Annotated in this window: 25 protein-coding genes; 8 read left to right on the top strand and 17 right to left on the bottom strand. The window is 41.9% G+C overall.

Features of this window, described 5'->3' with window-relative positions; translation table 11 throughout:
* Positions 1–7: 7 nt before the first annotated feature.
* Positions 8–580 (bottom strand): RNA polymerase sigma factor, encoded by a 573-nt coding sequence (locus tag ACVW2L_RS22310; RefSeq protein WP_457130152.1) that lies wholly within the window; start codon positions 578–580, stop codon positions 8–10.
* Positions 581–840: 260 nt separating this feature from the next.
* Between ACVW2L_RS22310 and ACVW2L_RS22305 the strand changes: the two genes are divergently transcribed.
* Entirely contained in the window at positions 841–1,206 is a 366-nt protein-coding gene (locus ACVW2L_RS22305) for a CoA-binding protein (RefSeq protein ID WP_457130151.1), read from the top strand.
* A 116-nt stretch (positions 1,207–1,322) separates the two neighbouring features.
* Here the strand turns inward: ACVW2L_RS22305 and ACVW2L_RS22300 are convergent, their stop codons facing one another.
* The 4 genes from ACVW2L_RS22300 to ACVW2L_RS22285 form a co-directional block, all read right to left on the bottom strand.
* Positions 1,323–2,477, bottom strand: a complete 1,155-nt coding sequence (locus ACVW2L_RS22300) for a sensor histidine kinase (protein WP_457130150.1) — start codon at positions 2,475–2,477, stop codon at positions 1,323–1,325.
* 377 nt (positions 2,478–2,854) lie between these two features.
* Positions 2,855–4,261, bottom strand: coding sequence for an alpha/beta hydrolase family protein (locus tag ACVW2L_RS22295; protein ID WP_457130149.1), 1,407 nt, complete (start codon positions 4,259–4,261; stop codon positions 2,855–2,857).
* Positions 4,262–4,299: 38 nt separating this feature from the next.
* Positions 4,300–4,935 carry a hypothetical protein gene (locus ACVW2L_RS22290; protein WP_457130148.1) on the bottom strand — a complete coding sequence of 212 codons (636 nt, stop codon included), beginning with the start codon at positions 4,933–4,935 and terminating at the stop codon, positions 4,300–4,302.
* Positions 4,919–5,413: an RNA polymerase sigma factor gene (locus ACVW2L_RS22285; protein WP_457130147.1), complete on the bottom strand. Its 495-nt coding sequence runs from the start codon at positions 5,411–5,413 to the stop codon at positions 4,919–4,921. Before ACVW2L_RS22285 ends, ACVW2L_RS22290 begins: the two co-directional genes overlap by 17 nt.
* Before the next feature lie 230 nt (positions 5,414–5,643).
* Between ACVW2L_RS22285 and ACVW2L_RS22280 the strand changes: the two genes are divergently transcribed.
* Positions 5,644–6,618 carry a hypothetical protein gene (locus tag ACVW2L_RS22280; RefSeq protein ID WP_457130146.1) on the top strand — a complete coding sequence of 325 codons (975 nt, stop codon included), beginning with the start codon at positions 5,644–5,646 and terminating at the stop codon, positions 6,616–6,618.
* A 15-nt stretch (positions 6,619–6,633) separates the two neighbouring features.
* Here ACVW2L_RS22280 and ACVW2L_RS22275 read toward each other — a convergent pair whose 3' ends face one another.
* The 6 genes from ACVW2L_RS22275 to ACVW2L_RS22250 form a co-directional block, all read right to left on the bottom strand.
* Positions 6,634–7,716 (bottom strand): hypothetical protein, encoded by a 1,083-nt coding sequence (locus ACVW2L_RS22275; protein WP_457130145.1) that lies wholly within the window; start codon positions 7,714–7,716, stop codon positions 6,634–6,636.
* Between the two features lie 5 nt (positions 7,717–7,721).
* Positions 7,722–8,840, bottom strand: coding sequence for a hypothetical protein (locus tag ACVW2L_RS22270; RefSeq protein ID WP_457130144.1), 1,119 nt, complete (start codon positions 8,838–8,840; stop codon positions 7,722–7,724).
* Positions 8,841–8,879: 39 nt separating this feature from the next.
* Positions 8,880–9,992, bottom strand: a complete 1,113-nt coding sequence (locus ACVW2L_RS22265; RefSeq protein WP_457130143.1) for an SPFH domain-containing protein — start codon at positions 9,990–9,992, stop codon at positions 8,880–8,882.
* A 435-nt stretch (positions 9,993–10,427) separates the two neighbouring features.
* Positions 10,428–11,336, bottom strand: a complete 909-nt coding sequence (locus tag ACVW2L_RS22260) for an IS3 family transposase (RefSeq protein WP_457128872.1) — start codon at positions 11,334–11,336, stop codon at positions 10,428–10,430.
* Positions 11,333–11,656 (bottom strand): hypothetical protein, encoded by a 324-nt coding sequence (locus tag ACVW2L_RS22255; RefSeq protein WP_457126385.1) that lies wholly within the window; start codon positions 11,654–11,656, stop codon positions 11,333–11,335. Before ACVW2L_RS22255 ends, ACVW2L_RS22260 begins: the two co-directional genes overlap by 4 nt.
* Positions 11,657–11,899: 243 nt before the next feature.
* Positions 11,900–12,949, bottom strand: a complete 1,050-nt coding sequence (locus ACVW2L_RS22250; protein WP_457130142.1) for a glycoside hydrolase family 130 protein — start codon at positions 12,947–12,949, stop codon at positions 11,900–11,902.
* A gap of 110 nt (positions 12,950–13,059) precedes the next feature.
* Between ACVW2L_RS22250 and ACVW2L_RS22245 the strand changes: the two genes are divergently transcribed.
* Genes ACVW2L_RS22245 through ACVW2L_RS22235 form a run of 3 tightly spaced genes read left to right on the top strand, consistent with a single transcriptional unit; the run spans position 13,060 to position 15,903 of the window.
* The gene (locus ACVW2L_RS22245) at positions 13,060–13,914 is read left to right on the top strand and encodes an alpha/beta hydrolase (protein WP_457130141.1); all 855 of its coding nucleotides are present in this window, start codon (positions 13,060–13,062) and stop codon (positions 13,912–13,914) included.
* A 10-nt stretch (positions 13,915–13,924) separates the two neighbouring features.
* On the top strand, positions 13,925–15,013 hold the full coding sequence (locus tag ACVW2L_RS22240) for a glycosyltransferase (protein ID WP_457130140.1): 1,089 nt from the start codon (positions 13,925–13,927) through the stop codon (positions 15,011–15,013).
* A 38-nt stretch (positions 15,014–15,051) separates the two neighbouring features.
* Complete coding sequence (locus tag ACVW2L_RS22235; protein ID WP_457130139.1) at positions 15,052–15,903, top strand: 4-hydroxy-3-methylbut-2-enyl diphosphate reductase; 852 nt, start codon at positions 15,052–15,054, stop codon at positions 15,901–15,903.
* Between the two features lie 101 nt (positions 15,904–16,004).
* Here ACVW2L_RS22235 and ACVW2L_RS22230 read toward each other — a convergent pair whose 3' ends face one another.
* Positions 16,005–16,352: a HesB/IscA family protein gene (locus ACVW2L_RS22230; RefSeq protein WP_457130138.1), complete on the bottom strand. Its 348-nt coding sequence runs from the start codon at positions 16,350–16,352 to the stop codon at positions 16,005–16,007.
* A 94-nt stretch (positions 16,353–16,446) separates the two neighbouring features.
* Between ACVW2L_RS22230 and ACVW2L_RS22225 the strand changes: the two genes are divergently transcribed.
* The 3 genes from ACVW2L_RS22225 (at position 16,447) to dnaA (ending at position 20,301) form a co-directional block, all read left to right on the top strand.
* Positions 16,447–16,977: a DUF7935 family protein gene (locus ACVW2L_RS22225; protein ID WP_457130137.1), complete on the top strand. Its 531-nt coding sequence runs from the start codon at positions 16,447–16,449 to the stop codon at positions 16,975–16,977.
* A gap of 4 nt (positions 16,978–16,981) precedes the next feature.
* The gene (locus tag ACVW2L_RS22220) at positions 16,982–18,529 is read left to right on the top strand and encodes an acyl-CoA mutase large subunit family protein (protein WP_457130136.1); all 1,548 of its coding nucleotides are present in this window, start codon (positions 16,982–16,984) and stop codon (positions 18,527–18,529) included.
* Positions 18,530–18,873: 344 nt separating this feature from the next.
* Entirely contained in the window at positions 18,874–20,301 is a 1,428-nt protein-coding gene (gene dnaA, locus ACVW2L_RS22215; RefSeq protein WP_457130135.1) for a chromosomal replication initiator protein DnaA, read from the top strand.
* A gap of 100 nt (positions 20,302–20,401) precedes the next feature.
* Here dnaA and ACVW2L_RS22210 read toward each other — a convergent pair whose 3' ends face one another.
* The 5 genes from ACVW2L_RS22210 to ACVW2L_RS22190 form a co-directional block, all read right to left on the bottom strand.
* Positions 20,402–20,803 (bottom strand): hypothetical protein, encoded by a 402-nt coding sequence (locus ACVW2L_RS22210; protein ID WP_457130134.1) that lies wholly within the window; start codon positions 20,801–20,803, stop codon positions 20,402–20,404.
* A gap of 7 nt (positions 20,804–20,810) precedes the next feature.
* On the bottom strand, positions 20,811–21,017 hold the full coding sequence (locus ACVW2L_RS22205; protein ID WP_457130133.1) for a cysteine-rich CWC family protein: 207 nt from the start codon (positions 21,015–21,017) through the stop codon (positions 20,811–20,813).
* 30 nt (positions 21,018–21,047) lie between these two features.
* Positions 21,048–21,788 carry a hypothetical protein gene (locus tag ACVW2L_RS22200; protein ID WP_457130132.1) on the bottom strand — a complete coding sequence of 247 codons (741 nt, stop codon included), beginning with the start codon at positions 21,786–21,788 and terminating at the stop codon, positions 21,048–21,050.
* A 212-nt stretch (positions 21,789–22,000) separates the two neighbouring features.
* Entirely contained in the window at positions 22,001–24,379 is a 2,379-nt protein-coding gene (locus tag ACVW2L_RS22195; protein WP_457130131.1) for a ribonucleoside-diphosphate reductase subunit alpha, read from the bottom strand.
* Positions 24,380–24,450: 71 nt separating this feature from the next.
* The gene (locus ACVW2L_RS22190; protein WP_457130130.1) at positions 24,451–25,422 is read right to left on the bottom strand and encodes a ribonucleoside-diphosphate reductase small subunit; all 972 of its coding nucleotides are present in this window, start codon (positions 25,420–25,422) and stop codon (positions 24,451–24,453) included.
* Between the last annotated feature and the right edge of the window lie 393 nt (positions 25,423–25,815).

Genomic DNA, 25,815 nt, shown 5'->3' with positions numbered 1-25,815 from the left:
AAATTCTTTAATATCGTGTTATATCTAAATACAGTTGTTGTAAGCGGGTGCGCAAATGCAGCACGGCATATCGCTTGCGCGATACCAGCGTGTTTACATTCACGCCCGTTATTTCGGCAATTTCCTGAAACGTCATGTCGTCCATTTCCTGCCAGATAAAAACCTGTCGTTGTTCTTCGGGCAGCTCATCCAGGGCCCTGAATAGCTCTTCCCAAAACAGGTTGCGCAGATACGCCGTTTCCGGCGTTACCTCATCGGTCATTAAAATAGCCTGCAGATCGCTGGTATCGTCGTCATCATCATCGCTGATGAAAAGATCTTCCAGCAAACTCTCTGACCTTTTTTTATGCTTATCCGTAATTTTGTTCCTCGCCACTTTGTACAGCCAGGCGCCTGTCTGTTCTATTGGCTGCGCATTAACCACCGAGCTAAACTGAAACCATACATCCTGCAGAATATCTTCGGCATCAGCATCACTCTTCACCCGTTTACGGATAAAGCCCATTAAGCTCTTACCATACTCCTTTATTGTGCTAAGGATATGGCTGTTTTTGTCTTCGGGCATTACGGTGGTGATCAATGTTTTATTGTTTTATAAAGGTATAGACGACTGACCTTTAAAAACATTTCAAATAATTTTAAATTATTTTTCTGGAGCGCTGCTAAAGTTCGCCTCTTGAGAGGGAGCGGGCAGACCTGTGCGGCTGCAGGGGTGTGTTTAGTCGCTTGCACAACACACCCCTACACCCCTCTCAAGAGGGGAATCGCACAGTCCGCCGCTTCTGGCTAAGAATGACAATAAATCCGGTTTGGCGCAGTATTTGAACACTATTAAACACTATGGCAAATAAAAAAACATTGATATTAGGAGCCACGCCCGATGCATCGCGTTATGCCTATCTGGCAGCTAACCGCTTAACCGGGCATGGGCACACTATTGTAAACGTAGGGCAAAAAACCGGCGAGGTGGCAGGCGTAGCTATTGAGAAGCCCGAAACCTTGCATAATGATATTGACACCATTACACTATACGTGGGCACCCGCAACCAGGAGCCATTGTATGATTACATATTAGGCACCAACCCAAAACGCATTATTTTTAATCCCGGTACAGAGAACCGCGAACTCCAAAAAATGGCAAATGAACGCGGGATTGAAACTATTTATGCTTGCACATTGGTGATGTTAAGTATTGGCGAGTATTAACCCCCCTTAACCGCCTGAAGGGAGAACAATGGCGGGTGGTTTTAAATTCTTATAATGAAAAACTTAATGCGTTGTATGTGGAGAAATCCTTCTGCGGAAACCGCACTCCGGAATACTTAACTTTTATTTGTAAGCGGTAATTCTACAAAAAACGAAGCACCGCTTAGCGCATCGCACTCAAACCATATGCGCCCACCCAGCAAATTGGTGTAATCCCTACATAACGAAAGCCCCAGCCCTACCCCACTTTCATTAGCCGTACCTCTTACCGTTGCCGAACTCAGTTTAAATATATCGTCTGTAAGCTGCACCGGTTTACCGTTGCCACTATCTTTAACTACCAGTAAAGCGGTTGTTGCCTGTTGGCTAACAGTTATCAGAATATTGCCAGCCGGTGCGGTAAATTTAATGGCATTATTTACCAGGTTGCGTACAATAAGCTGCACCATGTCAGCATTGCCCCATACGGCAGCCTTCTCGGCAAACCTCACTTCCAGCAGAATGTTTTTTCGTGTGGCAATTGCCTGAAAAAGTTGTATTTGTTGTGCCAGCAATTCCTCTAAAAGCAAATTCTCTCTAAGCAATACCCCTCCGCTCATTTGGCTTTTAGACCAAAGCAGTACGTTGTTTACCATATCAAGCGTACCGCGTGTAGATTGAAGCAACTGAGCTTTGATCTCCCGTCGCTCCGCCTCAGACAGGTCAAACTCTGATAACAGCTCCAGATAGTTCTGTATAAGCGCGAGCGGACTGCGCAAGTCATGAGATATAATGGAAAATAGTTTGTTTTTCTCCGCATCAAGCTCTGTTAATCTTAAAGCGTTTTGCTGTGCCTCTTTTCGTTCGCTATCATACCTTTTACGGGTGATATAAAAACAGGCCAGCACAATGATCATTACCGTTACATAGGCAGAACTGTTATCAATATAGCGGTCAATTTTTGCAGGATAGGTGTATGGAACCCATTCCGGGTGATAATACTGAATAGTATTAAGACCCACTAACAATAAAACGTTGCTGCTTACCCAATACCAATATTGCTTTACCGGCACTATGGCCACCATTACCACCAGCATCAAAAGAAAAAAGTAACCCGTAGGGCCGTCGATACCTGAATTGAGAAAAAAATTGATAATGAACAGGCAGGTGCCGGTTACGCAAAAAATTGCGCGCGAAACAGCAGTATAATTCAGAAAACGCGACAAGTAATAAAGCAAGCTAACCAGCACTAAAGTAACAGCGCTTACTAAAGCTACTAAGGGCAATCCCACTATTAAATTGAGTGGAATATTGTAGATAAGCGCTGCTATACAAATCAAAAGCACCGAATGAAATATCCGGATTGGTAAAGGAAAATTGCTTCGCGGCCCACCCCAATGTTCAGTGAACCGTTGAAAAAAATCAACAATATTAGACACTACAACAATAGTAACGATTAAATTTTATTGATGCTATAGTTTAATGGGTTTTACTGAACCTAAATTTTCCACACAGTAGAGTTATTGTTGAAATAATTACATTTTTATCGCAATTGTTACTTGACGAGTTTTATCTAACCATTTAGGTGGCCGGCTTACACACTAACTAAATTAAGTGTCTGGTTTAAAGTAAATTGCTCATTTATCTGCAGTTGCTTAAGGTCATACAATTAAAATCCCAGTCCATTTATCCAGGTTGACACCTTTTCCAATGCTACCGGGTTGAAAGTCTCTTCTATTTCAGCATATTCATTCATACTGCCGGTTTTAGCTTTTTGAAACAGGTGATTAAGTCCTGTTAGCGCTACTTCTTCATGATTTTTATTGCCTGCTGTTTGTAATGCCGCTTTAATGGCTGCAAGGTTAGTAATGTTTTCAACCTGAATATCTAAAGTGCCATTTATAGCCAGCACAGGGCACTTAATTTGGGTTAGGTAGTCTGCCGGTTTAAGCGACAAGGCGTAACGGTACCAGGCTGACAGGAACTGAGTTGTTATTTTGTTTGCCATATCTTGCTTAGATTCTTTTGCAAACGTTTTAGGTGGAAATGCACTTAGGGCACCAAGCAGCACGGTATCTACTTTAGCCTTGAGTGCAGCATTGCTGAGCTGGGGATTATCAACTATGGTCTTAAATACATTTTGAACCATAGACGTCGATAGTTTCATAGCTTCCTCGGCCGTCCCCGCCATACGCAATTGATCTTTCTGTTGCTGTAAGCCTAATTCAGTCATCGGTACACCCGGAGCTGCTAACAAACAGATAAATTTCACGGCATTATTTCTGGCGGCAACCATCGGAGCTATCATTCCGCCTTCGCTATGGCCAATTAAACCAATAGATAGTTTATTAAGGTCTGGTCTTACCTGTATATATTTAACAGCAGCCTCCGTATCATCAGCAAAATCAGCGGTTGTGGCAGCAGCAAAGTTACCGGTTGATTTACCAACTCCCCTGTCATCATAACGTAGCACTGCTATGCCGTTTCGGGTAAGCCAGTCGCTCAATACTAAAAACGGGCGATGGTCCATGCCCTGTAGTTCCTCGTTCCTGTTTTGCGGACCGGATCCTGTAATAAGAACCACGATCTTTGAGACATTACCACTTGATGGGATAGTTAAAGTGCCTGCTATCGTATTACCGGTTTTTGTGTTAGGGATAGTCACTTCCTCCTGTTTATAAGGAAATGTTGTTGGATCCTGCGGACGCTTGCCTTGCTCTTTGGGTGTGGTGTGCGTTAGGATAAGTTCTGTGTTAAGAGCGCCTTGTGTAAAGGTTCCATTAATAATGCTGCTATTGGGCTTATAAGTTCCGGTAAATTTAATGCCAAACTTATTTGCTTCAATAGTGATTGCATTGTTATTGACTGTTGTTTTATCCGTGGCAAGTCCTTTTGCACCCTGATCGGGGCTATCCATTACAGTAGAGTAGCCATCTCCCGATTTGTTAATGTGAAACACCAGGTTAAGTTTGGCTCCGGCAACTTTTATTGCACCGTACCAGTCGCCGGTTACGTCCTGCGCTTTTAGGTTAAACGCTGCTGCTAATAGCATCAATATTAAGGTTATCTTTTTCATTATTATAAAGGTATTAGGATATCTGTAAAATTACTTTTTTATTCTCCTTGTCTCAGCTTTTCCATCTCGGCAATGGTTTCCTTCAGCTTATCAAATAAGCGTCCGTACACAACACGCACCTCCCAACTGTACATTTTACGAGAAAAAAAGATCACAAGCAACAGAGATGTTGCAAGATATGCCGCTGCCCAAAATGGAATATCAAGTGTTGGATGTCTTTTTTGCAGAATTAAAAAAAAGCCCACTTTGTTCCAAAACGACCACATACCGCTAAAGCCAATTAAACAATATAACGGCAAAGAAAACCTTACTATTTTTCCGAATTTAGCGAAGGTGTCTTTGATATACAAATCAAACGCCTTAAGGTATTCATAACTGCTTACGCCTTGATCCAGCGTTTTAATGGTATTTACAATCCTACGGGTGTACCACATCATAAAAAGCGCCATGGTGCAAAAAACCAAACCATTCAAAAAAATATCCATAAAATAATCAGTAACAAGTATAACAACGAGCAACCCATAATTGAAAACTCTGTAGTTTTTCATCCGCTGTTTTATCCGCTCAACCACATTGATCGATTTACGATTATACAAGTCGTTAACTTGCGGCGCAACCAGGCTGCTTTCGTTCAGAAATCCCTGTTTCCATATTAGTTCAATTGAGTTTTCCATCCAATAATTTTTTTAAACGTTCTTTAATTCTGCCCACACGCACGGCAACATTATTTGCTGTTGTATCCAATATATCGGCAATTTCCTGGTAGGGCTTTTCTTCCAGGTAGAGTAAAATAATAGCCCGGTCCACTTCCGACAGCTGCCTTATGGCAATGTATAGCTGATTCAACGGCTCATCTTTAAAAGCCCGATTTTCGGTTGTTACAAAGTCGGGCAAAGGGTCAGAGGTGAAATACGTTTTCCCATTCTTTTTATGTTTTTTGAGTAGCGTAAGGCACACATTAAGAGACACCCGATAAACCCAGGTTGACCATTGGCATTGTTCGTGAAAAGTTTCTTTGCTTCGCCAAATTTGCAGGCATACCTCCTGGTAGTAATCCTCAAAATCCTCTTGCGAATTGGTGTACGCTCTGCAGATCTTGATAATGATGCCTGCAAAGGGTACAATAGATGTCTGGTAAAAATCTATGCTCAATTTCTTGTCGTTTAGTGCTATTTACATGATTAGTGGCTGATATCAAATAATATTACACCGGATCTGAAATTTTTTGAGGATTGTGTTTGGGAATGGTTAGGCGAAGTGGGAGATTTAAGTGGGACGCTTAAAATTTGGGCGTCCAAGTTTGCAACTTGGACGGGCGGGGAATAGAACAATTTCATAACTTGCAATTGGATACAAAAAGCAATAGCATCGATTAAAAAACAATGAGAGTTATATTACCTTTTAGGCCAAACGAAAATAGCTATGACATAGATTTTTGCGATGAAGAGTATGAAAGATTTGTGAAAGACCTACCTGGGTTCTCCAGCAATGCAGATCTCATTAAATTGTTGGATGACAATGAACAGAATATTGTTCAGTTAAGGGATGTTAAATTCGAATTTATACTTGGAAACGATAATCCGCAAATTTTAGAACTTAAAGCACAAATCCCAGAGCTAGTTACTGATTGGATAGATGACTTTTTAATCATTGACTTTGTCTTAGAGCGCGAATTAAACGGAATGTTCATTGTAATAAGAACCAATTCATATCTAAAGAGACTGTCCGTTTTAATTAATTTAACTTACGGAGCAACTATTAATTTCCTCCATGGAGTTATCCTGTCTAGTAACGGTATAGATAAAACTAATGTACTAATGAATAATCTTGACTTTGCATACCTGCATGCGAAGAAAATAGGATGGCCACCGATGACAGGTGTTAAATTAATGGCTACAATAAGTTGGATGAATAAATATGAAATCAATTTTTATTCTTCCAGTCGCAACTCTGCTGGTCGGGCAATAAACGCATTCACTCATCTATTTAGTTATGAAATAACTGAAACCGATTCCGCACATCTTTTTTGGTGTATGCTGGGTCTAGAGAGCTTATTTGCCCAAGGGACGCAAAATATCTCTGAACAATTGAGACAAAAGATTTCATTAGTGCATGGTGAACCTTTAGAGTTTAAGAAAAAGCTGAACGCTTTATATGCGTTTAGATCTAGACTAATTCATGGAGATTTGAATTTTCCCGCTAAATTTTCTATTGATCATGAAAATTACGAAGAGGGTTATTGGGATTATGTAGCATTTGCCGCTTCCCTTTTATTAGCAAGTATTAAAATCTTAATACAAAATGATCTCAATGAATTTAAATTTACATTTACTTGGACAACTGATGTGGGAGTTTAGCCTTACAGCTTTTAATTAACTTTCTTTACTTGGCCAAATCGAGGACACATAACCAGCTCCGCTTTTACTCAAAGGTAGCCGTTTATAAAAATGAGGGTGAGGATTAAAAATGGCTTCTTTCTGGAGTATAAAGTTGATTAAATCAAAAGAGACTTCGACACCTAATGTTTTTCTAATCGCAATAAGCAAGTATCCCACATCAATAATATAATTAAGCCAATCTGCCGCCTCCTCAGCTGTTATTATAAACGACGGCGGATCAAAATGCATCATATGATTACGTAGTTCACGCAATTTATCGCAATTGGGAATATAAGATTCAGCATTAAGGTGCCGACCGCTGATTTGGTACACCCAACCGAGCTTATCTTTGAACCTACGCCCATGACGATGACCTAATCTATCTTTATCAAAGATCCAATTGGGTAATGGGTCGTATTCTGCTTTTAAATACAATTGATTTAATGTGATTTCTATAAGAGAAACAGTATCGCTAATCAACGTGCGTAAGTCTAAAAACCAATCTGTCGTTAATGCTAACCTGGAGGTTTCAACCAACTTCGTTCGATTTTTCGATATTCGCCTGATTAGCAAGGGGAAAAGATTTGTAAAAGAACGGCCTTCCCGATCAAGTTTGGGTATAATTGGATATGATTTACCATATATTTGCTCACCCGTCCCATCGCTTATAGCAAACGTTTCATTGTTTTCATCAACAAAGTGGGCGTCGTATTTTAAATCCATGGAATAGTCTAACCAGCGACATTCTATGGCTAATAAATTAAAATCAATTCTTTCAAAATACCCTTTTTCTCTAATATATTCAGCTATAATTAAGTAGTTCAAAGGTTTACTAGTTATCTTGTTTCCATCCTCATCGGTACTATGGATATTATAACTCAAGCGGTCTTTGTACCATTTCTTTCTGGTCTTTCCATTCTGGAATAATTGGTCAACAATGAGAAAACCCGCTTCTGTATTTGCTCCTTTGCGTGGGGTATCACTGAAAATAATATATGCGTGTTGATTTTTCTCGTCTTCCTGGGCTTTGAAATTTCGATTAGGATTATCTATAGTGAGTGTAATTTTTCTCTCCATACATTTTACCCCTGTCCTCCATTAAAATACCAAACCCCCACCGCAATCAAAGCCAACACCAACAAAACGGCCAAAACGATTTTAATAACGCTTACAGGTCGCGCCCCAATTACCTCGCCGGTGCTGGCGTTTATGGTAAACTGGTAAAGTTTGTTATTGTAAGTATAGGCGCTTACCCAAACCGGCAGCACCATATATTTTATGGCGTTGTTGCTATAGGTGGTATCGGTATCGCCAATGCGTTGTTCATCGCCGCCTATGTCGTTCCTTATTTCGGAGTTTATGGGTTCCACCGTTTGTTCCTGCGCTTTTTTAAAACCGCTTTCGGGGTCAAGCTGGTAGGTTTCTGACCGGAAACCGCTCAAGTATCCCTCATTAAATTTTTTAAGCTTCGCGAAGTTCCAGGGGCCAAGTTTATTCAGTGTTTTTTCGGGTAAAGATTTGCTGGCCGGCACCTCCAAATCATTAAAATCACAATGTACCGTACCACTGGCAGATGACCAACGCGTATGCCTTACCTGCCGGGTGCGGGTCTGGCTTTTGCCGTTTACCGTTTCTGTATAGGTTTCGGTAGTATAGTAATAGTCGCCGCGCTCACCGGTATAGTCTGTTACGGTATCGGTATCATAAGTAAAGTAGGGTAAATAAACGCCTGTTAGTGCCGATGCACTGCCGTTAACTTTAGCGGCCAGATCATTAGGTGCCCACCAAAGGCCCTTAAGCCATTTATTAAAATACAATATGCCCTGCTCGCGGGTAACATCAAACGGCAAAACATAATGCGGCGGCACATACTGCTTGCCGCCATCCAGCTTTAGCACCAGCGGCGCTGTGCAGAACGCGCATTTGTCTGACGATACAAAGGAATCTAACAAAGTTTGCGAACCGCAATTATTACATTGAACGGTTTTTATGTTGTCGCTTTGCCTTTCAACATCTATACCCGCCACAAAATCGTCCAGATCCACAGCAACTATGTCGTTATCCGTGCCGCTATCAATGGCGCTGGTTTGGCCGCAATGGTCACATTGCAGGGTTTGGCTGCCTGGCTTGTAGTACAGCATTGCGCCGCAACCCGGGCATTTAAGCAAGTTGCTTACCTGGGCGGTGTTAGTATTGGGCATAAGGCATTTAAAGGTTTGGTTTTTTTATAGCGTTAAACGTTATGCCAATGGCGGAGGTACATCACTTAACAGATCGGCTATCTCTGTAACAGTTTGTGCAGTGGCCCAATTGGCCATTCCCTTTTTCCACATCACGGTGTCCTTATCTATTTGTTTGTTGCCTATCATGGCCGCGATATCCGAAAGGCTATGCGGCCCGTCGGCTTTACCATTAATTACTACATGATATTGAGCGCCTGCAGGCAGCGGCGGTGGTGTTTCGCCAACGGGAGCGTTTGCATCAAACTGGCCCTGCTTAAATATATTGCCTACCTGGCCCATCATGGCAGCGCCTACACCAAGCCCCATCCCGGCAGCGCCCAGATTACCGCCAATGCTGTTTTCGGCAGATTTTTCGATAGCGTTGGCTGCCTGAAACTGCGCGTAAGCGCCCAGGTTGCCCAAAATACCCATCTGGCTGCGCTTATCTAATATTTCCTCTACTTCGGGTGGTAATGATATATTTTCAACCAATAGCTTGGCAAGGTTAAGGCCCATTTCTGCAAAATCAGGTTGAATGTTGGTGGCTATCAATTGCCCCATTTCGTTATAATTAGCGGTTAGGTCCAGTATTCCGATCTTTGACTCGGCCACTGCGTCCATACCCCTTGAGCTAACTATGTTGCGCAATTGTTCGGTGATATCACTTACAATAAACTGCGGGTTGGTTGCCGATATGTTGGCTATAAATACCGAAGGATTATCTACTTTAAAGTTGAATGACCCAAACGCCCGCAACCTAACGGGGCCAAATTCGGCATCGCGTATCATTACCGGGTTTTTAGTGCCCCATTTCTGATCGGTGAATGTACGTGTGCTTATATAATAAACATCGGCTTTGAACGGACTGTTAAAACCATATTTCCAACTCATTAAGGTGGTTAATATGGGCATGTTTTGCGTAGTTAACTCGTAAGTTCCCGGCGAGAAAACATCGGCAATTTTGCCTTCGTTTAAAAACACCGCCACCTGCGATTCGCGTACGATTAGCTTTGCGCCCATTTTTATGGCATTATCCTCCCGGGGGAATTTCCACACCAAAGTATCATGCGTGGTATCAACCCACTCAATTACATCTATTAATTCGCTTAAAAGTCTGCTAAAAAGTCCCATTTTGTTTAAACAAGGTTAGTTTTTCTTTCATAAATATGAACAAAAAACCATCATTTTGTTACAACAAGTTAATTTTTTAATAAATATTAACAAAAAGCAAACCCCGAATTATGGAACGGCCTATGAAGCTATTATGGCCTGCGCGCAATAATGACAACCTATGCAAGAATAGTTCACAAAGGGTAAACAAGCCCCAGGACTGGCATTTATGTGTATCGTCCTGAAAAAAGTTTACACTTTTAATGATTAATCCTGTGATAAGTTTACACTTTAATTTTAGTCCTGTTATAGGTTTACACTTTTCTAAATATAAAGAATAAACTATTGTTGTTTGCTTGTTGTGTGGGAATGTGGGAAACTCCTTCAGTTTTCCATATTTCCACATGTTTTTCGTTTTTTGCTTCTTTTTTCTTTTTACTGTCTCCTTTCTTTTGTTTAAAACTGTAGTACCCGATTTCTGCAGGGTCTGTTAACCCAACTCTTCCATTTACGTTGGATCGGGCCGGTTTGCCCATGTGCCTGGTCAGGGGTCATCATATCAATGCTGCTATGCAGCCTCACGCTGTTATAAATCTCAACAGCTGTTACTGCCGACTCCCGGGCGCTTGTAAGGTGGGGATATACTTCCTTAAGTAACTCCAGCTTTAGTATTCCGTTTACTCTTTCTGCAATGGCATTATCCCTGGGATCACCGCTTTGGGTCATGCTGATAGCGATAGCGGCTTGATTTAACAAACCGATATAGTTTTCACAACAGTATTGTGAACCACGGTCTGAATGATGGATCAACAGTTCATTACCCGTCCTTTCTTTAAGCGCCATTTCCAGAGCCGCCACAGGCCCCTGAACTGATAGGTCCTTATTCATGTGGTAACCCACGATCTTACGACTGTAAGCATCTGTAACCAAACTCAGATAAGCGAATATGCTCTTTTTCAGTCGTATATAGGTAATGTCACTCACCCATAATTCTTCTGAACGGCTTAATACGATACCCTTTATCAGGTCGGGGTATTTCTTCATCCAGTGATTCGAGTCCGTTGTCCGGGGCTTACTGTGCCTACGCTTTCTGTTTAACAAACCGTTTTCACGCAGCAGGTCAAACACCCGATCTCTGCCCCTGACGATATGATGATCTGCCATAAATGGCTCCATCATCGCATACAACTTTCGTCCTCCAAGTTTCGGTTGAAGCAGGCGGTGAGCAAGCACCTGAGCGATTATCAGGTCGTCCTCCAGTACACTTTTTCCTAATGCTTTTTGATATTGATAATACGCCTGTGGCGAATGACCAAGCAGTCTGCAAAGCTCACGAAGTCCCCGTGAGCAGCTTTGCATTTTCATTTGGACCGCCTGGTGCCATGCTTTTTTCGCAGGTCTATACCCAGCTCCTTACTGGATATATCGATCATCAGATCCTGTAACTCAATCTTCAGACGAGCTTTTCGAAGCTCCTCACGGAGCGTCTTAACATCATCCGGTAAGGTTGTGTCTTCTACTGAAATGGCTTTAATTGCTGCCGGCTTCTTTTCTTTCTTTTGCTTTGACATCACCATCCGGTGGATTTGCGCACGGGATATTCCGTACTTTTTCTCTAAAGCTCGGTAATTTAATCCCAATAAATTACGATCCATAAGTATCGATTCTGCTGTTCTTTCGTCCATCTTTGTTTACTTAATGTGTAAACCTATTTCAGGACGAGACAATGGGACAAAAATTTACAATGCCTACGACCACTGATTATCAACAACTTATCGAACATTTACAGCTAATTTTCCTGACGAATAAGTAGTCTCACTTTGTCCCACGCAGAAAAAGCAAACCATTAATTATCAAATACTTACCGAAAAAACTGTCCCATTACGTCCCCCGGTGTCTCACACACCCATGGGACAGTGGGCAAGTATTCATACGCCCAATTGGGCCAGTATCTCTTGTATAGAAAACGTGGCCCCACACACAAACTCGTCACTTGCGCCGTAGTAAATGGTAACAGTATCGCAGTCAACCACATGCCCGTTGGTAAACACCACATTGCCAAAAAAGCCGCTTAGTTCGTAGGGTTCGGTAGGTATCATAATGGGGTCTTCGGCGCGGGCTATAACCTTTGTCGGGTCATCCAGATCAAGCAGGAAAGCGCCCAGGCAATACTGGTGTTCTTTGTTGGCGCCATGATAGATTTCCAGCCAGCCCTTGTCGGTCTTTATCGGCGCTGCCCCGGCGCCAACACGGGCGCTATCCCAACTGCCGGGCCGGGTTTTAACAATGCACTTGTGCCTACCCCAATGCACCCCATCCGGCGATTCGGCTATCCAGATATAGTTGCCGCCTATATCAACACTGCTTGGGCGGTGCAAAGCGTAGTAGAGGCCGTTGATCTTCTCCTCAAAAATGGCGCAGTCCTTATTATGCGGGGGCAGTATCATGCCGTGCCGCTCAAAGGTCTTCCAATCTTTAGTGGTGCGCATGCCAACCCCCACCCCATTGCCTGATACAGAGGTGAAGGTTAGGTAGTAAGTATCATCAATTTGGGTAACCCGGCAATCCTCAATACCAAATGCCTCCAGGTAACCCATTCCAAATAGCGAACTGTACCCTTCCGGCTCATAAAAGTTGATGCCGTCGTCACTACACAACAAACGCAGGTGCGATAGCGTGGTAAGGTAGTCCAGACCCATATAACGTATTACCCTTGGGTCCGTGGTTATCAGTTCCGGGTGCTCTGCGGGTAATTCTACAATCTCCGTCTTACCCAATTCATTAAGAACGGGAAAGAAAATGGAGCCTTCTTTTTGCACGGCGTTCTCGGCCACCCTAACAATCAGCCAGATTTTACCTTCAAACCTAAATACACCGGGGTTGAGCAGGCAGATTATATTCAGGCCTTCCTCGCTTGGCGGCAGGTCGGCGGGTTTTAGTAAGGGGTTTTGCGGGAAACGACGGGCCAAATCACTCATGGTACAAGTTTTTGCAATATTTAACAAGTTGTTAAGACATAAGTTTTAAAAGGTAGCGAAACGCAAATTCTCCCTTCGCATATTTAAGCATAATCCTTAATATTGCCTTAATGGGTTTTTTGCAGATCCCCGGCTTGGGAACAGTACATTTTCATGAATACGGAACGGGTAACAAACCCCTGCTGGCTTTTCACGGCTATGGTATGACCGGCAAGCAGTTCCATGTTTTGGAGCAGTCTTTGTTAAAAGAATACCGCGTTTATGGCTTTGATCATTTTTTTCATCATGAAAGCAAATTAGATAACTGGACCGAAGAACAAATAGTGGCGGGTATGCCACGCGCAATGATGCGGCATTATGCCGAGGAGTGGTTTAAACTGCATGGCCGGCAGCGCTTCTCTATAATGGCGTACTCCATAGGTGCCAACCTTGCACTTATCTTGGTAGAGGAATTTCCTGATCTTGTGGATGAGGTTATCCTGATGGCACCGGATGGGTTATCGGTTTTTAAAGGATTTCACTTTTTGTTACATCAGGGGCCGGGTAAACTCTTATTCAAGCGGCTAACCAAAAGCAAATGGATGGCAACATCGCTCTTACGCAACTTGTTGCGCATAGGCTTTATAGACCAGGCCTTGTTTGACATTGCTTATAACGAGCTGGATACCCCTAAAAAACGATTGGATGTTTATTATACGTTAAATCTAATGCGCCTGCTTGTACCCAATACGGAGCGTTTACCAGATCTGATCAATCAACATAAAATAAAATGCATTTTGATATTTGGCAGGCACGACAACCTGTTTCCTCACAAAAATGCTTTGCCTTTTATTGAAAAACTCCATGATCCGGCCATTCATCAGGTTGATCTTGGACATTGGCTGATAGTACCTGCGCTTGATGAATATTTAACTAAATTTGAAAGACAAGGAACCGCAGACCATCTGCGCCGGATAAACCAATAATAAATTAACATTGATATACATAATTGCTGCAACCTTATTCTTTATAGTATTGCGCTTTACGGTTACGCTGTTCAATTTTATATCAGACCCAAAACTCAGGCGCGTAAGCCGGCACTATACCGACCTGGTATCCATTCTTATCCCCGTGCGCAACGAACGGCGTGATATTATTACTTTGCTTGAGTCTATCTATCAGCAGGATTATAATAACTACGAAGTGATTATTTTGGACGATGATTCAACAGATGATACGTACAAATTATGCAAGGCTTTTTGCGACAGGCATCAGAATTTCAGAATAATAAAAGGTGAACAATTGCCTGCCGGGTGGACGGGCAAGAATTTCGCCTGTCATCAGTTAGCACTTGCTGCCAAAGGAGCTTTCCTATTATTTCTGGATGCCGATGAGCAGGTGCATAACAGATTGATAAATACGGCCATTTATCGCATGCATCAATATCAATTGGGTTTGCTAAGTGTATTTGCTAATCCTGATATGCTTACAACCGGCGAGTGTATTGTGGTGCCCCTGCAGCATTATCTGCTGTTAGGTTTGCTGCCGCTCAGGTTAGTCTATCTTATAAAAAGCCCTTTTGTTGCTGCGGCAAGCGGGCAGTTTATGTTTTTTGATGCCGGCGCATACCGTAGGCACCAGTGGCACAGTTTGGTTAAAGATAAAATTGTGGAGGATGCCGAAATTATGCGGCTGGTTAAGGCGGCAGGACATCGAGGCGAAACCTTGCTGGCAAACAACATGCTTAGCAGCCGCATGTATAAAAGTTACACAGAGGCAATTAGCGGCTTCAGCAAAAATGTACTTTCAGTTTTTAATTATAACATCATTTGGTTTTTAATATATATACTGTTAACTATTGCAGGGCCAATGATGGTGATCATCACCCTTAATATCCCGCTTATTTTGTTTATGTCGGCTATCATCCTGATCGGTCGTCTGATGAGTTCATTACTGGCAGGTCAAAATCCTGTTTACAATATTATTTTGCACCCATTGCAAATGATAAGCCTTACGGCCATTGCCTTCATAGCCATTCAAAAACATCTAACCCATACCCTTACGTGGAAGGGCCGGCGGATATAGATTAATTTGCATTAAATATTGCTTAAATTTGTACACGTATGGGAGCATATAACTTACAGGTTACTATTGATAAGGATTCGGGCTTTTGCTTTGGCGTTATTTATGCCATTGATATGGCCGAAGATATCCTGGAGGAAGACGGTTATTTATATTGCCTTGGCGATATTGTACACAATGATGAAGAAGTAGGCAGACTAAAAGCCAAGGGGCTGCGTATTATAGATCACGCTGCGTTGAAAGACCTGCGTAACGAAAAGGTGCTAATCCGTGCGCACGGCGAGGCTCCGGAAACTTACCGTACCGCGTTAGAGAATAATATTACGCTGATAGATGCATCGTGCCCGGTTGTGCTTAAGCTGCAAAACCGCATCAAAACATCATTTGACGCAAAAGAAAAGATCTTAATATTCGGAAAACATGGTCACGCCGAAGTGGTAGGTTTACAGGGACAAACCAATAACGAAGCGCTCGTTTTTCAGGATCTTGCCGAATTGGATAATGTAGAGCTTCCACAAAAGATCACCCTTTACAGCCAAACTACCAAAAGCATGGATAAGTTTTATCATATAAAAGATGTACTTACCGGGCGTGGCTATGAACTGAATGCTAATGACACTATTTGTCGCCAGGTATCCAACCGCGATAAGGATCTACCCGCGTTTGCAAAGAACTTTAATAAAATAGTTTTTGTATCCGGAGTAAAATCATCAAACGGAAAAGTGTTGTATGAGGTATGCCGCAAACATAATCCTGATACCTATTTTGTTTCATCAATAGCCGAATTAAGTCCATCTATGTTTTCGTCGGATGATACCGTAGGGATTGCAGGGGCAACATCAACACCCATGTGGCTGATGGAACTGGTAAAAGGTGAGTTGGAATCGTACTAAATCTCTTTGAACTGCTTCAGCATCAAAAGCTTATAACAAAAAAGCGGCTCCGAAATATCGAGGCCGCTTTCTATTTATATAGGTAGATAGTAAGATCGTATTTATACAGAGAAAGAGGTACCGCAACCGCAGGTACTTGCAGCATTGGGGTTACTGAATGTAAAACCACGGGCATTCAAGCCATCCTGAAAATCAATTTGCATGCCCGCCAGGTACATACCATGTGCTTTGTGCATGTATACCTTTATATCTTCAATAACGTATTCGTTATCGCCGTCCTTTTTCTGGTCGAAACCTAAAACGTAGTTCATACCGGCACAACCGCCCCCTTCAACACCAACGCGCAGGCCAAAATTTTCGCCTATCTCTTGCTGATCTCTAAGTTTATGTAATTCTTTTACTGCTCCGGTTGTAAACGTTACCGGTGCTGCTTCAACCGCTACACTCATGTTATTTTAAATTAACTACACAAATATAAGGTAAAATGCGGATTTTTGTTGAGCACGCCTTTTTTATGACCTGCGCCTAACAATATTTATAAGCATGGATCTTTACCCTTTTTTATTAGATATATTAAAATACAGTATTGCAGGTATGGGGGTGGTATGGGTGGCTTTTTACTTACTGAAACCTTATCTTGATAAACAGGATCAGTTGCAGCTGCTGGAGTTAAAAAAAAGCATCAGCAGCCAAACGTTGCCATTGCGTTTGCAAGCCTACGAACGTATGGTGCTGTTTATTGAACGCATTAACCCTGCAAATATGCTTATCCGCCTAAAAGCAGGTGATTATACCGCCGCCGAATTGCACGCATTAGTGGTGAGCGAAATACGTAATGAATATCAGCACAATATTACCCAACAAATTTATTTGAGTTTGCGTGCCTGGGGTGTGGTAAAGCAATTAAAAAATGATACGCTAAGTATAGTTAGTAATGCAACAAAAGCCTTACCCGAAAATGCGAGTGGTATGGAATTGGGTAGGATTATCCTGGCGCACTTAAGTCAGTTAGAAAACGACCCTTATGATGTAGCCATCGGCCTCGTTCATAAGGATCTTGATAATATATTATAATATTATGCGGGGCAAAAAGGTAAAAACCACTTCGGGTATTGAGATCAAAGAGGTTTATACTGAACCCTCGGCGATGAATGAACTACCGGGCGAGTTTCCTTACACCCGCGGTATTCAGAAAGACATGTACCGGGGTAAACCCTGGACGGTGCGCCAATACGCAGGCTTTTCAACCGCCGAAGAATCTAACAAACGTTATCATTATTTATTGAGCCAGGGCACAATGGGCCTGTCGGTGGCGTTTGATCTGCCTACGCAGATCGGTTACGATTCTGACCACGAACTCTCTGAGGGCGAAGTGGGCAAAGTTGGTGTAGCTATTGACTCGTTAAAAGACATGGAAGCACTTTTTGATGGTATCAAACTGGCAGACATCACCACCTCAATGACCATTAACGCTACTGCAGCTACACTATTGGCCATGTACATCGCGTTAGCAAAGAAACAAGGCGCAGATTTGCAGCAGATTTCGGGCACGGTGCAAAACGATATATTAAAGGAGTATGCCGCGCGCGGCACCTATATATATCCCCCAACCCAGTCCATGCGGTTAATTACGGATATATTTGAATACTGCAGTAAAGAGCTTCCAAAATGGAACACCATATCCATATCAGGCTACCATATTCGCGAAGCAGGATCAACCGCGGTACAGGAGTTGGCATTTACACTGGCTAATGGTAAGGCCTATTTAAATGCGGCAATTAGTCGTGGGCTTGATATTAATGTGTTTGCAAAAAGGCTTTCCTTCTTTTTTAACTGTCATAATAATTTTTTTGAAGAGATAGCCAAATTCAGGGCGGCGCGACGCATGTGGGCCAACATTACCAAACAAATGGGCGCTACTGATGCAAATGCCCAAAAGCTCCGCTTCCATACGCAAACCGGCGGTTCAACGCTTACCGCCCAGCAACCCATGAATAATATTAGCCGGGTTACTGTACAGGCGCTTGCAGCGGTACTTGGCGGAACGCAATCTTTACATACCAACAGTTTTGACGAGGCTATTGGCCTACCCAGTGAAGCAGCTGCGCAAATAGCACTGCGCACACAGCAGATCATCGCTTTTGAAACCGGAGCAACAGATACAGTTGACCCATTGGCCGGCTCTTATTTTATAGAGGCGCTTACTGATGAACTGGAAAAGGCCGCTTATATATATATAGATAAGATAGACGCCATGGGTGGCGCCGTTAAAGCAATTGAACAGGATTATATCCAACAGGAAATTGCGGCATCAGCTTATATCTATCAAAAAGAAATAGAAAATGGCGAAAAGATAATTGTTGGTGTAAATAAATTTACTAAGAGCGGCGGAAAAGCGGATGCTTCTTTTAGGATTGACGATAAAATAAGGCAGGATCAGATAGCAAAAATCAATACACTTAAAGCGTCTCGAAATAATGTTCAGGTGGCTTCGTGCCTCTCAAACTTACGCCTTGCCGCGGGCAATAATGATAACCTAATGCCGCCAATATTAAACGCTGTTGAAGCTTATGCAACACTGGGTGAAATAGCCCAAACCTTGCGGGAAGTGTTTGGTGAATATTAACTTAATGTTATTCCGAAAAGAAGTAAAGCAATCTGTTTAACCGACGAAAAAACGCGGGACAATTTTTAAATTTATAGTTAAACTTTGTTGAAAAAATGCCCATACGGCATTGAAACGCAATATCCTATGTTAAAACATATATTTAGGTACCCCCGCCGCTAATAATATAGGTTTTAATACTGAAAAACACACAACGAATGATGTTATTTTTTCAAAATTTATTTCAATAAAAAGTTAAAATTTAATTTTTTAATTCGCTTTTTTTCTGAATATTCGATGTTCCGTAGCAAACCCAAAGAATGCATCGCTGAGGGTTGTAATTCAATATTTTACTAAAAACTTATATGGAAAAAACTTGTACTAACGTCTGGAATAGCTGTCTCCAAATCATAAAAGATAACATACCGGCGCAAAGCTTTAAAACCTGGTTCGAACCAATTAAAGCTTTACGCATGGAAGGCAGTGTTCTTACTATACAAGTTCCGAGCCTGTTCTTCTACGAATGGTTAGAGGAGCATTATGTTGGCCTGCTGCGCAAAACAATTAAAAAACAATTGGGTGATGATGGACGTTTGGAGTACAACATTGTTGTTGAACAATCATCGGCAAGTAAACCGTATACAACTAATATGCCGTCAAACGGTAACGGTGCCGAGTCAAAAAAACAGTCTATGCCCATCCCGATCTCTATTAATAAGGATATAAAGAACCCGTTTGTTATTCCGGGGCTTAAAAAGCTTAATGTTGATCCGCAGCTTAACCGCCAATACACCTTTGAAAATTTTGTTGAGGGAGATTGCAACCGTTTGGCACGGTCGGCAGGATATGCCGTTGCTGCAAAACCAGGCGGTACATCATTTAATCCGCTAATGATATATGGTGGTGTAGGTTTAGGTAAAACCCATTTGGCGCAGGCCATTGGCAATCAAATTAAACAAACACTGCCTGATAAACTGGTTCTTTACGTATCGTGCGAGAAGTTTACCCAACAATTTGTTGATGCGCTTAAACATAATAATATTAATGATTTTGTGAACTTTTACCAGGCAATTGATGTGCTTATAATGGATGATGTGCACAATTTTGCCGGCAAAGAAAAAACACAGGATTTCTTCTTCCACATATTTAACCACCTTCACCAATCAGGCAAGCAACTTATCATTACATCAGACAAAGCACCTAAAGATCTGGCTGGTTTAGAGGAGCGTTTGTTATCAAGGTTTAAATGGGGATTATCAGCAGATTTGCAGATCCCTGATCTGGAAACCCGTATGGCTATCCTTAAAAATAAAACCTATCAGGATGGTATTGAGTTGGGCGACGACGTGATTGAATACGTTGCACATAACATTGATAATAACGTACGTGAACTGGAAGGCGCTATGGTATCGCTACTGGCACAATCAACGCTTAACCGCAAGGAGATAGACCTGAACCTGGCCAAGCAAATGCTGAAGAACTTTGTGAAAAATTCTTCAAAAGAGATATCAATGGAGTATATACAAAGCCTGGTTTGCGAGTACTTTGAAGTGCCTATTGAAATGGTAAAATCACAGACCCGCAAGCGCGAAATAGTGCAGGCAAGGCAAATATCTATGTACCTGGCCAAGGCGCATACCAAGAGCTCACTTAAATCAATAGGAAGCTTTTTTGGCGGCCGCGACCACTCAACTGTTATTTATGCCTGCCAAACGGTAGAGGATTTAATAGACACCGACAAGAAGTTTAAAGGATACGTTGCTGATATACAGAAAAAGCTCAAAATGAGCTAGGTTATTTCGGATTTCGGATGTTCAATTTCGAATTTGATATTGAGGCGCTGCGGGTTTACCTGAGCGCTTTTATTTTTAGCGGATTTTTTTGGCTTGAAGTTTAATAAACACACGCCAAGGGCCCATCCTTAGCTACCAACACAGACCATCCCGGTTTAGCGCCGACAGCAACAGAGGCAATAAATTTGTCGCGGACATAAATCCCAACTTCTATCAAACCGTCGTCTTTTGATTCTGTCCATTCGCATCTTATCTCACTTTCGTGCGCTATAGGTTTTATAGTAGCATCTTTTGCTAAGTATTCTTTTGGATTTAAAAACGGCATATCCTCAGGCAGCCAAAATGAAGTAACAGGCGGCTCTTGTTGGTTATAAAGCCAGACATCGCCAACAATGTCTTCACCCTCGTATAGATAAGCGTAGGCTACGCGGCTATCGTCTTCTATTACTATAGAATAATGGCTATCAAATTCGCAGTAAGTACGTAAGGAAATATTAGACATACAACTATTACGCTATCTCCATTGCCTCTTTATAATCCACCTGCAAAGCTCTCAAACAATCAGCGCACATACAGCCCTCAAAATTTTCGCTGATGTATTGCACCTCGTTTAAACTTAGCTGTACGCCGCTGCACTGGCATTTAGTATAGGAGTTAGCCTTACACTCAATCCGCGTTCCACAACGGTCGCAGGCTATTATTTCGTGCTTGATCATTTACATCAAGATAACAAAAGACAGCGAGTTTTAAAAATTGTAAATTAAAAATAAATTGCCGGCGTAGGCTTTAAAATCAGGGGTAATAGGCGCATCAAAGAATTCATCCACCTTGGTTTTTGCTAAGCTAACGCTATAACGCGCTTCTATGCCCACATTTATTCTATTGGTAACGGCAAAATTCAAGCCCAGCTTCGGTCCAAGGAACGGTATATTATTGGTTTGAGAAGTCACAGTAATATCCTGAAGCGTTTCGGTAGTAAAGCTATACTTAGAGAACATATAACCACCGTTAAGACCGGCATAGAAGCTGGCCGAAGGAGTTATCAGCCATTCATATGCTGCTCCTAAATAAGCGCCCACCCCTGTAAAATTGCTTATCCCTATTTCTCCGGCAGCAATTACCTGTCCATTAAATTCAACCTCTATAGGATAAGAAATTTGCTTTGGTTGATATGCCCTGTAATCAGTTGTAAGCGACAATATAAAATGGTTTGTTTTTTTTGAAAGGGTCAAACCAAATGTAGGTGCGCTTTTGTATGAATCTCTTAAATCACCCAGCGGTGCTTCAATACCGCCATTTGCAGCTAAAGACCACCCTTCTGTAGGTAGGTAGGCTCCTCCGCTGCCTCTTTTGCTCCCACCAAGTAAATTGCCATCTGCGTTCATCCCACCAGAAAGGTGCTGAGCCTGCGAGGGTAAGCAAATTACCATTAAAGATAAAACCGGAATAACGAAAAAATAAAAGAGGCGTTTGAATTTAAAGTGCATGCGCAAGGATGAGATATGGTTGATTCTTCAAATTTAATACATTTTTTTAACCGATACTAAAAAATTTCTTTTAAGCCATAGTTAATTTATTGATTAATAGGTTTTTTTGGGTTATAAGCTCCTTTGTAATAAAACTGTACCTGGAGCACGCTATGAAAACAAAAAGACGCCTTAGTATTAAGGCGTCTTTCATAATTTAAATTTATTGGGGTTTATGCTGAGCAGGTTACGCAGCCTTCTTCCATTGAGCAGGTTGGGCCTGCAGGTATCTCGTCTTCCACCTGTTGTACCACTGCTGGTATAACAGGGTCCATGTTTTTACCGCCTTGGTTTTCAACAGTAAACTTAACCGCTTGAGACGCCGCTTGTGTACGCAGGTAGTACATACCTGTTTTTAAGCCTTTCTTCCATGCGTAGAAGTGCATTGAAGTTAATTTTGAGGCGTTTGGCGAGTTTATAAACAGGTTTAGAGATTGCGACTGGCAAATGTACGCTCCTCTGTCTGCAGCCATATCTATAATGGTACGCATTTTTATTTCCCATACGGTTTTGTACAGATCTTTCAAATCCTGAGGGATCTCCGGAATATCCTGAACAGAGCCATTCGCAGAAATGATCTTGTTCTTCATGGTAGTATCCCACATGCCGCGGTTAACTAAATCGCGCAACAGGTGTTTGTTAACAATGATGAACTCGCCGCTTAATACCCTGCGGGTGTATATGTTTGAAGTGTATGGTTCAAAGCATTCGTTGTTACCTAATATTTGCGACGTAGAAGCTGTGGGCATTGGCGCTACCAATAATGAGTTACGTACACCGTGGTTCATAACATCTAAACGCAGGTTTTCCCAATCCCAACGGCCACTGTCTGGTTTTACATTCCACAGATCAAACTGGAACTGGCCTTTTGATAGTGGCGAACCTTTAAAGGTTTCGTAAGCGCCTTCTTTAATTGCCAGGTCCTTTGAAGCTGTCATGGCAGCAAAGTAGATAGTTTCAAATATCTCCTTGTTTAACTGCTGCGCTTCTGCGCTTTCAAATGGCATGCGTAATAGGATGAATGCATCAGCCAGGCCTTGTACGCCTAAACCAATTGGGCGGTGCCTTAAGTTTGATGTACGGGCCTCTTCAACCGGGTAATAGTTATTATCAATTATCTTATTAAGGTTAATAGCAGCCTGATAAGTTACCTCATATAATTTTTCGTGATCGAACTTGCCCTCGCGAACATAACGTGGCAACGCTAATGATGCCAGGTTACAAACAGCTATCTCATCAGCTGATGTATACTCTAAGATCTCGGTACAAAGGTTTGAGCTTTTTATAGTACCTAAGTTTTGCTGATTTGATTTGGCATTAGCGGCATCTTTATACAATAAATAAGGAGTACCGGTTTCTACCTGGGCATCTAACACAGCAAACCAAAGTTCTTGTGCTTTAACAGTTTTGCGGGCACGGCCTTCGGCTTCGTATTTTTTATAAAGAGCCTCAAACTCCTTACCATGGCAATCTGCTAAACCTGGTGCTTCGTGCGGGCAAAACAAGCTCCAGTCTTCATTTGCCTCAACACGCTGCATAAACAAGTCGCTTACCCAAAGGGCGTAGAACAAATCGCGGGCGCGCATTTCTTCTTTACCGTGGTTTTTACGCAGGTCTAAAAATTCAAATATATCTGCATGCCAAGGCTCTAAATAAATAGCGAAAGCGCCTTTGCGTTTACCACCACCCTGATCAACATAACGGGCGGTATCATTAAATACGCGCAGCATAGGGATAATACCGTTGCTGGTGCCGTTAGTACCGCTTATGTATGAGCCGGTAGCACGTACATTGTGTATGCTTAAGCCTATGCCACCCGCGCTTTGCGAAATTTTCGCTGTTTGTTTAAGCGTATCATAAATACCTTCAATGCTGTCATCTTTCATGGTTAACAAAAAGCATGAAGACATTTGAGGTTTTGGAGTGCCCGAGTTAAATAACGTTGGTGTAGCATGGGTAAACCAACGCTCACTCATCAGGTTATAGGTTTTGATAGCGCTCTCAATATCCTCTTTATGGATACCTACTGATACGCGCATAAACAGGTGTTGAGGGCGCTCTGCTATCTGGCCATCTAACTTTAACAGGTATGATTTTTCAAGTGTTTTAAAGCCGAAATAGTCAAAGCCAAAATCGCGGTCGTATATGATTGAACTATCTAGTTCTTCAGCATTTTTTTGGATGATCTCATGAACATCCTCTGCTAATAACGAGGCATTTTTGCCTGTTTTAGGATCAATGTACTCATAAAGCAGCTTCATAGTTTCAGAAAACGACTTTATTGTATTCTTATGCAGGTTGGATACCGCAATACGCGATGCCAGCAAAGCATAGTCAGGGTGTTTTGTAGTAAGTGATGCGGCCGTCTCGGCGGCAAGGTTATCCAGTTCTGATGTAGTTACCCCATCAAATAAACCTTCAATTACTTTTTGTGCCACATCAATTGGGTCAACCAATGCCGGGTTTAAGCCATAGCATAGCTTTTCAATGCGCGCGGTGATCTTATCAAATTTTACCGACTCTTTTTTTCCGTCTCTTTTTACTACAAACATACCAGTGAACAGTTAATGGTGATTAGTGATTGTCTTTTGTTGTTATATATATTGGGTTGTAGGTCTCCTTTTTAAAAATCCTCATCTAATGAGAATGATTTGCTTTCCTGATTATTTAATACACCGCTTTTTTGATAATCGCCTACACGTTTTTCAAAGAAATTGGTTTTGCCTTGCAGGGATATCATCTCCATAAAATCAAACGGATTTGTGGCGTTGTATACTTTGTCATAACCCAGCTCGCCTAACCATCTATCGGCTACAAACTCAATATACTGGCTCATTAGTTTAGCGTTCATGCCAATCAGGCTCACCGGCAATGCATCGCTTATAAATTCTTTTTCAATTTCAACAGCGTCCGTTATAATGGCCGTTGCTGCTTCTTTTGATAGTTTGTTTTCCAACATACGATATAACAAACAAGCAAACTCGCAATGCATACCTTCATCACGGGATATTAATTCGTTGCTAAAAGTGAGACCCGGCATTAAGCCACGTTTTTTTAACCAGAATATTGAACAGAAACTACCCGAAAAGAATATCCCCTCAACCGCTGCGAAAGCAATTAAGCGCTCGGCAAAAGTGCCGTTGTTTATCCAACGTAAAGCCCACTCGGCTTTTTTTCCTACACATGGTACAGTATCAATAGCGTGGAACAATCGATCTTTTTCGGCAGGTTCCTTAATGTAAGTATCAATTAATAACGCATATGTTTCTGAGTGGATGTTCTCCATCATGATCTGGAAACCGTAGAAGCAACGCGCCTCGGGCAATTGCACCTCACTCATAAAGTTAACAGCCAGGTTTTCGTTAACTATGCCATCGCTGGCGGCAAAAAAAGCAAGGATATGCGAAATGAAGTGACGCTCGCCATCGTTCAGGTTCTCCCAGTGTTTCATGTCGTCAGAAAGATCTATTTCTTCAGCTGTCCAGAAACTGGCTTCACATTTTTTGTACATTTCCCAAATGGCGGGATACTTAATCGGGAGGATGACAAATCTGTCTTTATTCTCCCTTAGTAATACTTCATTTTCCTGGCTCATTCCCTATTCTTTTTTTACCGTTTAACCATTTGTTAAAAGTCGACAAACCACCTGCCGCTCTTTGTTTTATTAAAAAGCGGATAACTTTCTTTTCTTAAAAGTTCTGTGTGTACTTCCTTCAGCTTTATTAAGTTAACCTGTGATTTACACAGTGTTAACGCTAACAGATGCGATTAGCTAATATCGCCGTTGGACTAAAACAAATGTAACAGCGATATCGTTAAGATGGATGCCGAAGTTTTGAACAATAGGCCGAGTTATAAACAATTTTACCCCCTTTTTCTTCACATCGACTCGTGTAAAACTTTTTATTTTTTTTAAAACAAAATGGCTGAGTATATGCAATGTATTTCCTGTCAGTTAATAAAACTTTCAGGAATATTCGTATGTAAA

The sequence above is a fragment of the Mucilaginibacter sp. HD30 genome, from assembly GCF_054061755.1.
The sequence above is the reverse complement of the archived record's forward strand: the minus strand, read 5'-3'. Positions and strand labels throughout refer to the sequence as shown.

Bases quoted from the DNA above. Each gene is read 5' to 3' on its own strand.
- ACVW2L_RS22305 (WP_457130151.1), top strand. From the start codon at position 841: ATGGCAAATAAAAAAACATTGATATTAGGAGCCACGCCCGATGCATCG.
- ACVW2L_RS22295 (WP_457130149.1), bottom strand. From the start codon at position 4,261: ATGAAAAAGATAACCTTAATATTGATGCTATTAGCAGCAGCGTTTAAC.
- ACVW2L_RS22290 (WP_457130148.1), bottom strand. From the start codon at position 4,935: ATGGAAAACTCAATTGAACTAATATGGAAACAGGGATTTCTGAACGAA.
- ACVW2L_RS22280 (WP_457130146.1), top strand. From the start codon at position 5,644: ATGAGAGTTATATTACCTTTTAGGCCAAACGAAAATAGCTATGACATA.
- ACVW2L_RS22275 (WP_457130145.1), bottom strand. From the start codon at position 7,716: ATGGAGAGAAAAATTACACTCACTATAGATAATCCTAATCGAAATTTC.
- ACVW2L_RS22270 (WP_457130144.1), bottom strand. From the start codon at position 8,840: ATGCCCAATACTAACACCGCCCAGGTAAGCAACTTGCTTAAATGCCCG.
- ACVW2L_RS22265 (WP_457130143.1), bottom strand. From the start codon at position 9,992: ATGGGACTTTTTAGCAGACTTTTAAGCGAATTAATAGATGTAATTGAG.
- ACVW2L_RS22260 (WP_457128872.1), bottom strand. From the start codon at position 11,336: ATGAAAATGCAAAGCTGCTCACGGGGACTTCGTGAGCTTTGCAGACTG.
- ACVW2L_RS22255 (WP_457126385.1), bottom strand. From the start codon at position 11,656: ATGGACGAAAGAACAGCAGAATCGATACTTATGGATCGTAATTTATTG.
- ACVW2L_RS22250 (WP_457130142.1), bottom strand. From the start codon at position 12,949: ATGAGTGATTTGGCCCGTCGTTTCCCGCAAAACCCCTTACTAAAACCC.
- ACVW2L_RS22245 (WP_457130141.1), top strand. From the start codon at position 13,060: ATGGGTTTTTTGCAGATCCCCGGCTTGGGAACAGTACATTTTCATGAA.
- ACVW2L_RS22235 (WP_457130139.1), top strand. From the start codon at position 15,052: ATGGGAGCATATAACTTACAGGTTACTATTGATAAGGATTCGGGCTTT.
- ACVW2L_RS22230 (WP_457130138.1), bottom strand. From the start codon at position 16,352: ATGAGTGTAGCGGTTGAAGCAGCACCGGTAACGTTTACAACCGGAGCA.
- ACVW2L_RS22225 (WP_457130137.1), top strand. From the start codon at position 16,447: ATGGATCTTTACCCTTTTTTATTAGATATATTAAAATACAGTATTGCA.
- ACVW2L_RS22220 (WP_457130136.1), top strand. From the start codon at position 16,982: ATGCGGGGCAAAAAGGTAAAAACCACTTCGGGTATTGAGATCAAAGAG.
- dnaA (WP_457130135.1), top strand. From the start codon at position 18,874: ATGGAAAAAACTTGTACTAACGTCTGGAATAGCTGTCTCCAAATCATA.
- ACVW2L_RS22210 (WP_457130134.1), bottom strand. From the start codon at position 20,803: ATGTCTAATATTTCCTTACGTACTTACTGCGAATTTGATAGCCATTAT.
- ACVW2L_RS22205 (WP_457130133.1), bottom strand. From the start codon at position 21,017: ATGATCAAGCACGAAATAATAGCCTGCGACCGTTGTGGAACGCGGATT.
- ACVW2L_RS22200 (WP_457130132.1), bottom strand. From the start codon at position 21,788: ATGCACTTTAAATTCAAACGCCTCTTTTATTTTTTCGTTATTCCGGTT.
- ACVW2L_RS22195 (WP_457130131.1), bottom strand. From the start codon at position 24,379: ATGTTTGTAGTAAAAAGAGACGGAAAAAAAGAGTCGGTAAAATTTGAT.
- ACVW2L_RS22190 (WP_457130130.1), bottom strand. From the start codon at position 25,422: ATGAGCCAGGAAAATGAAGTATTACTAAGGGAGAATAAAGACAGATTT.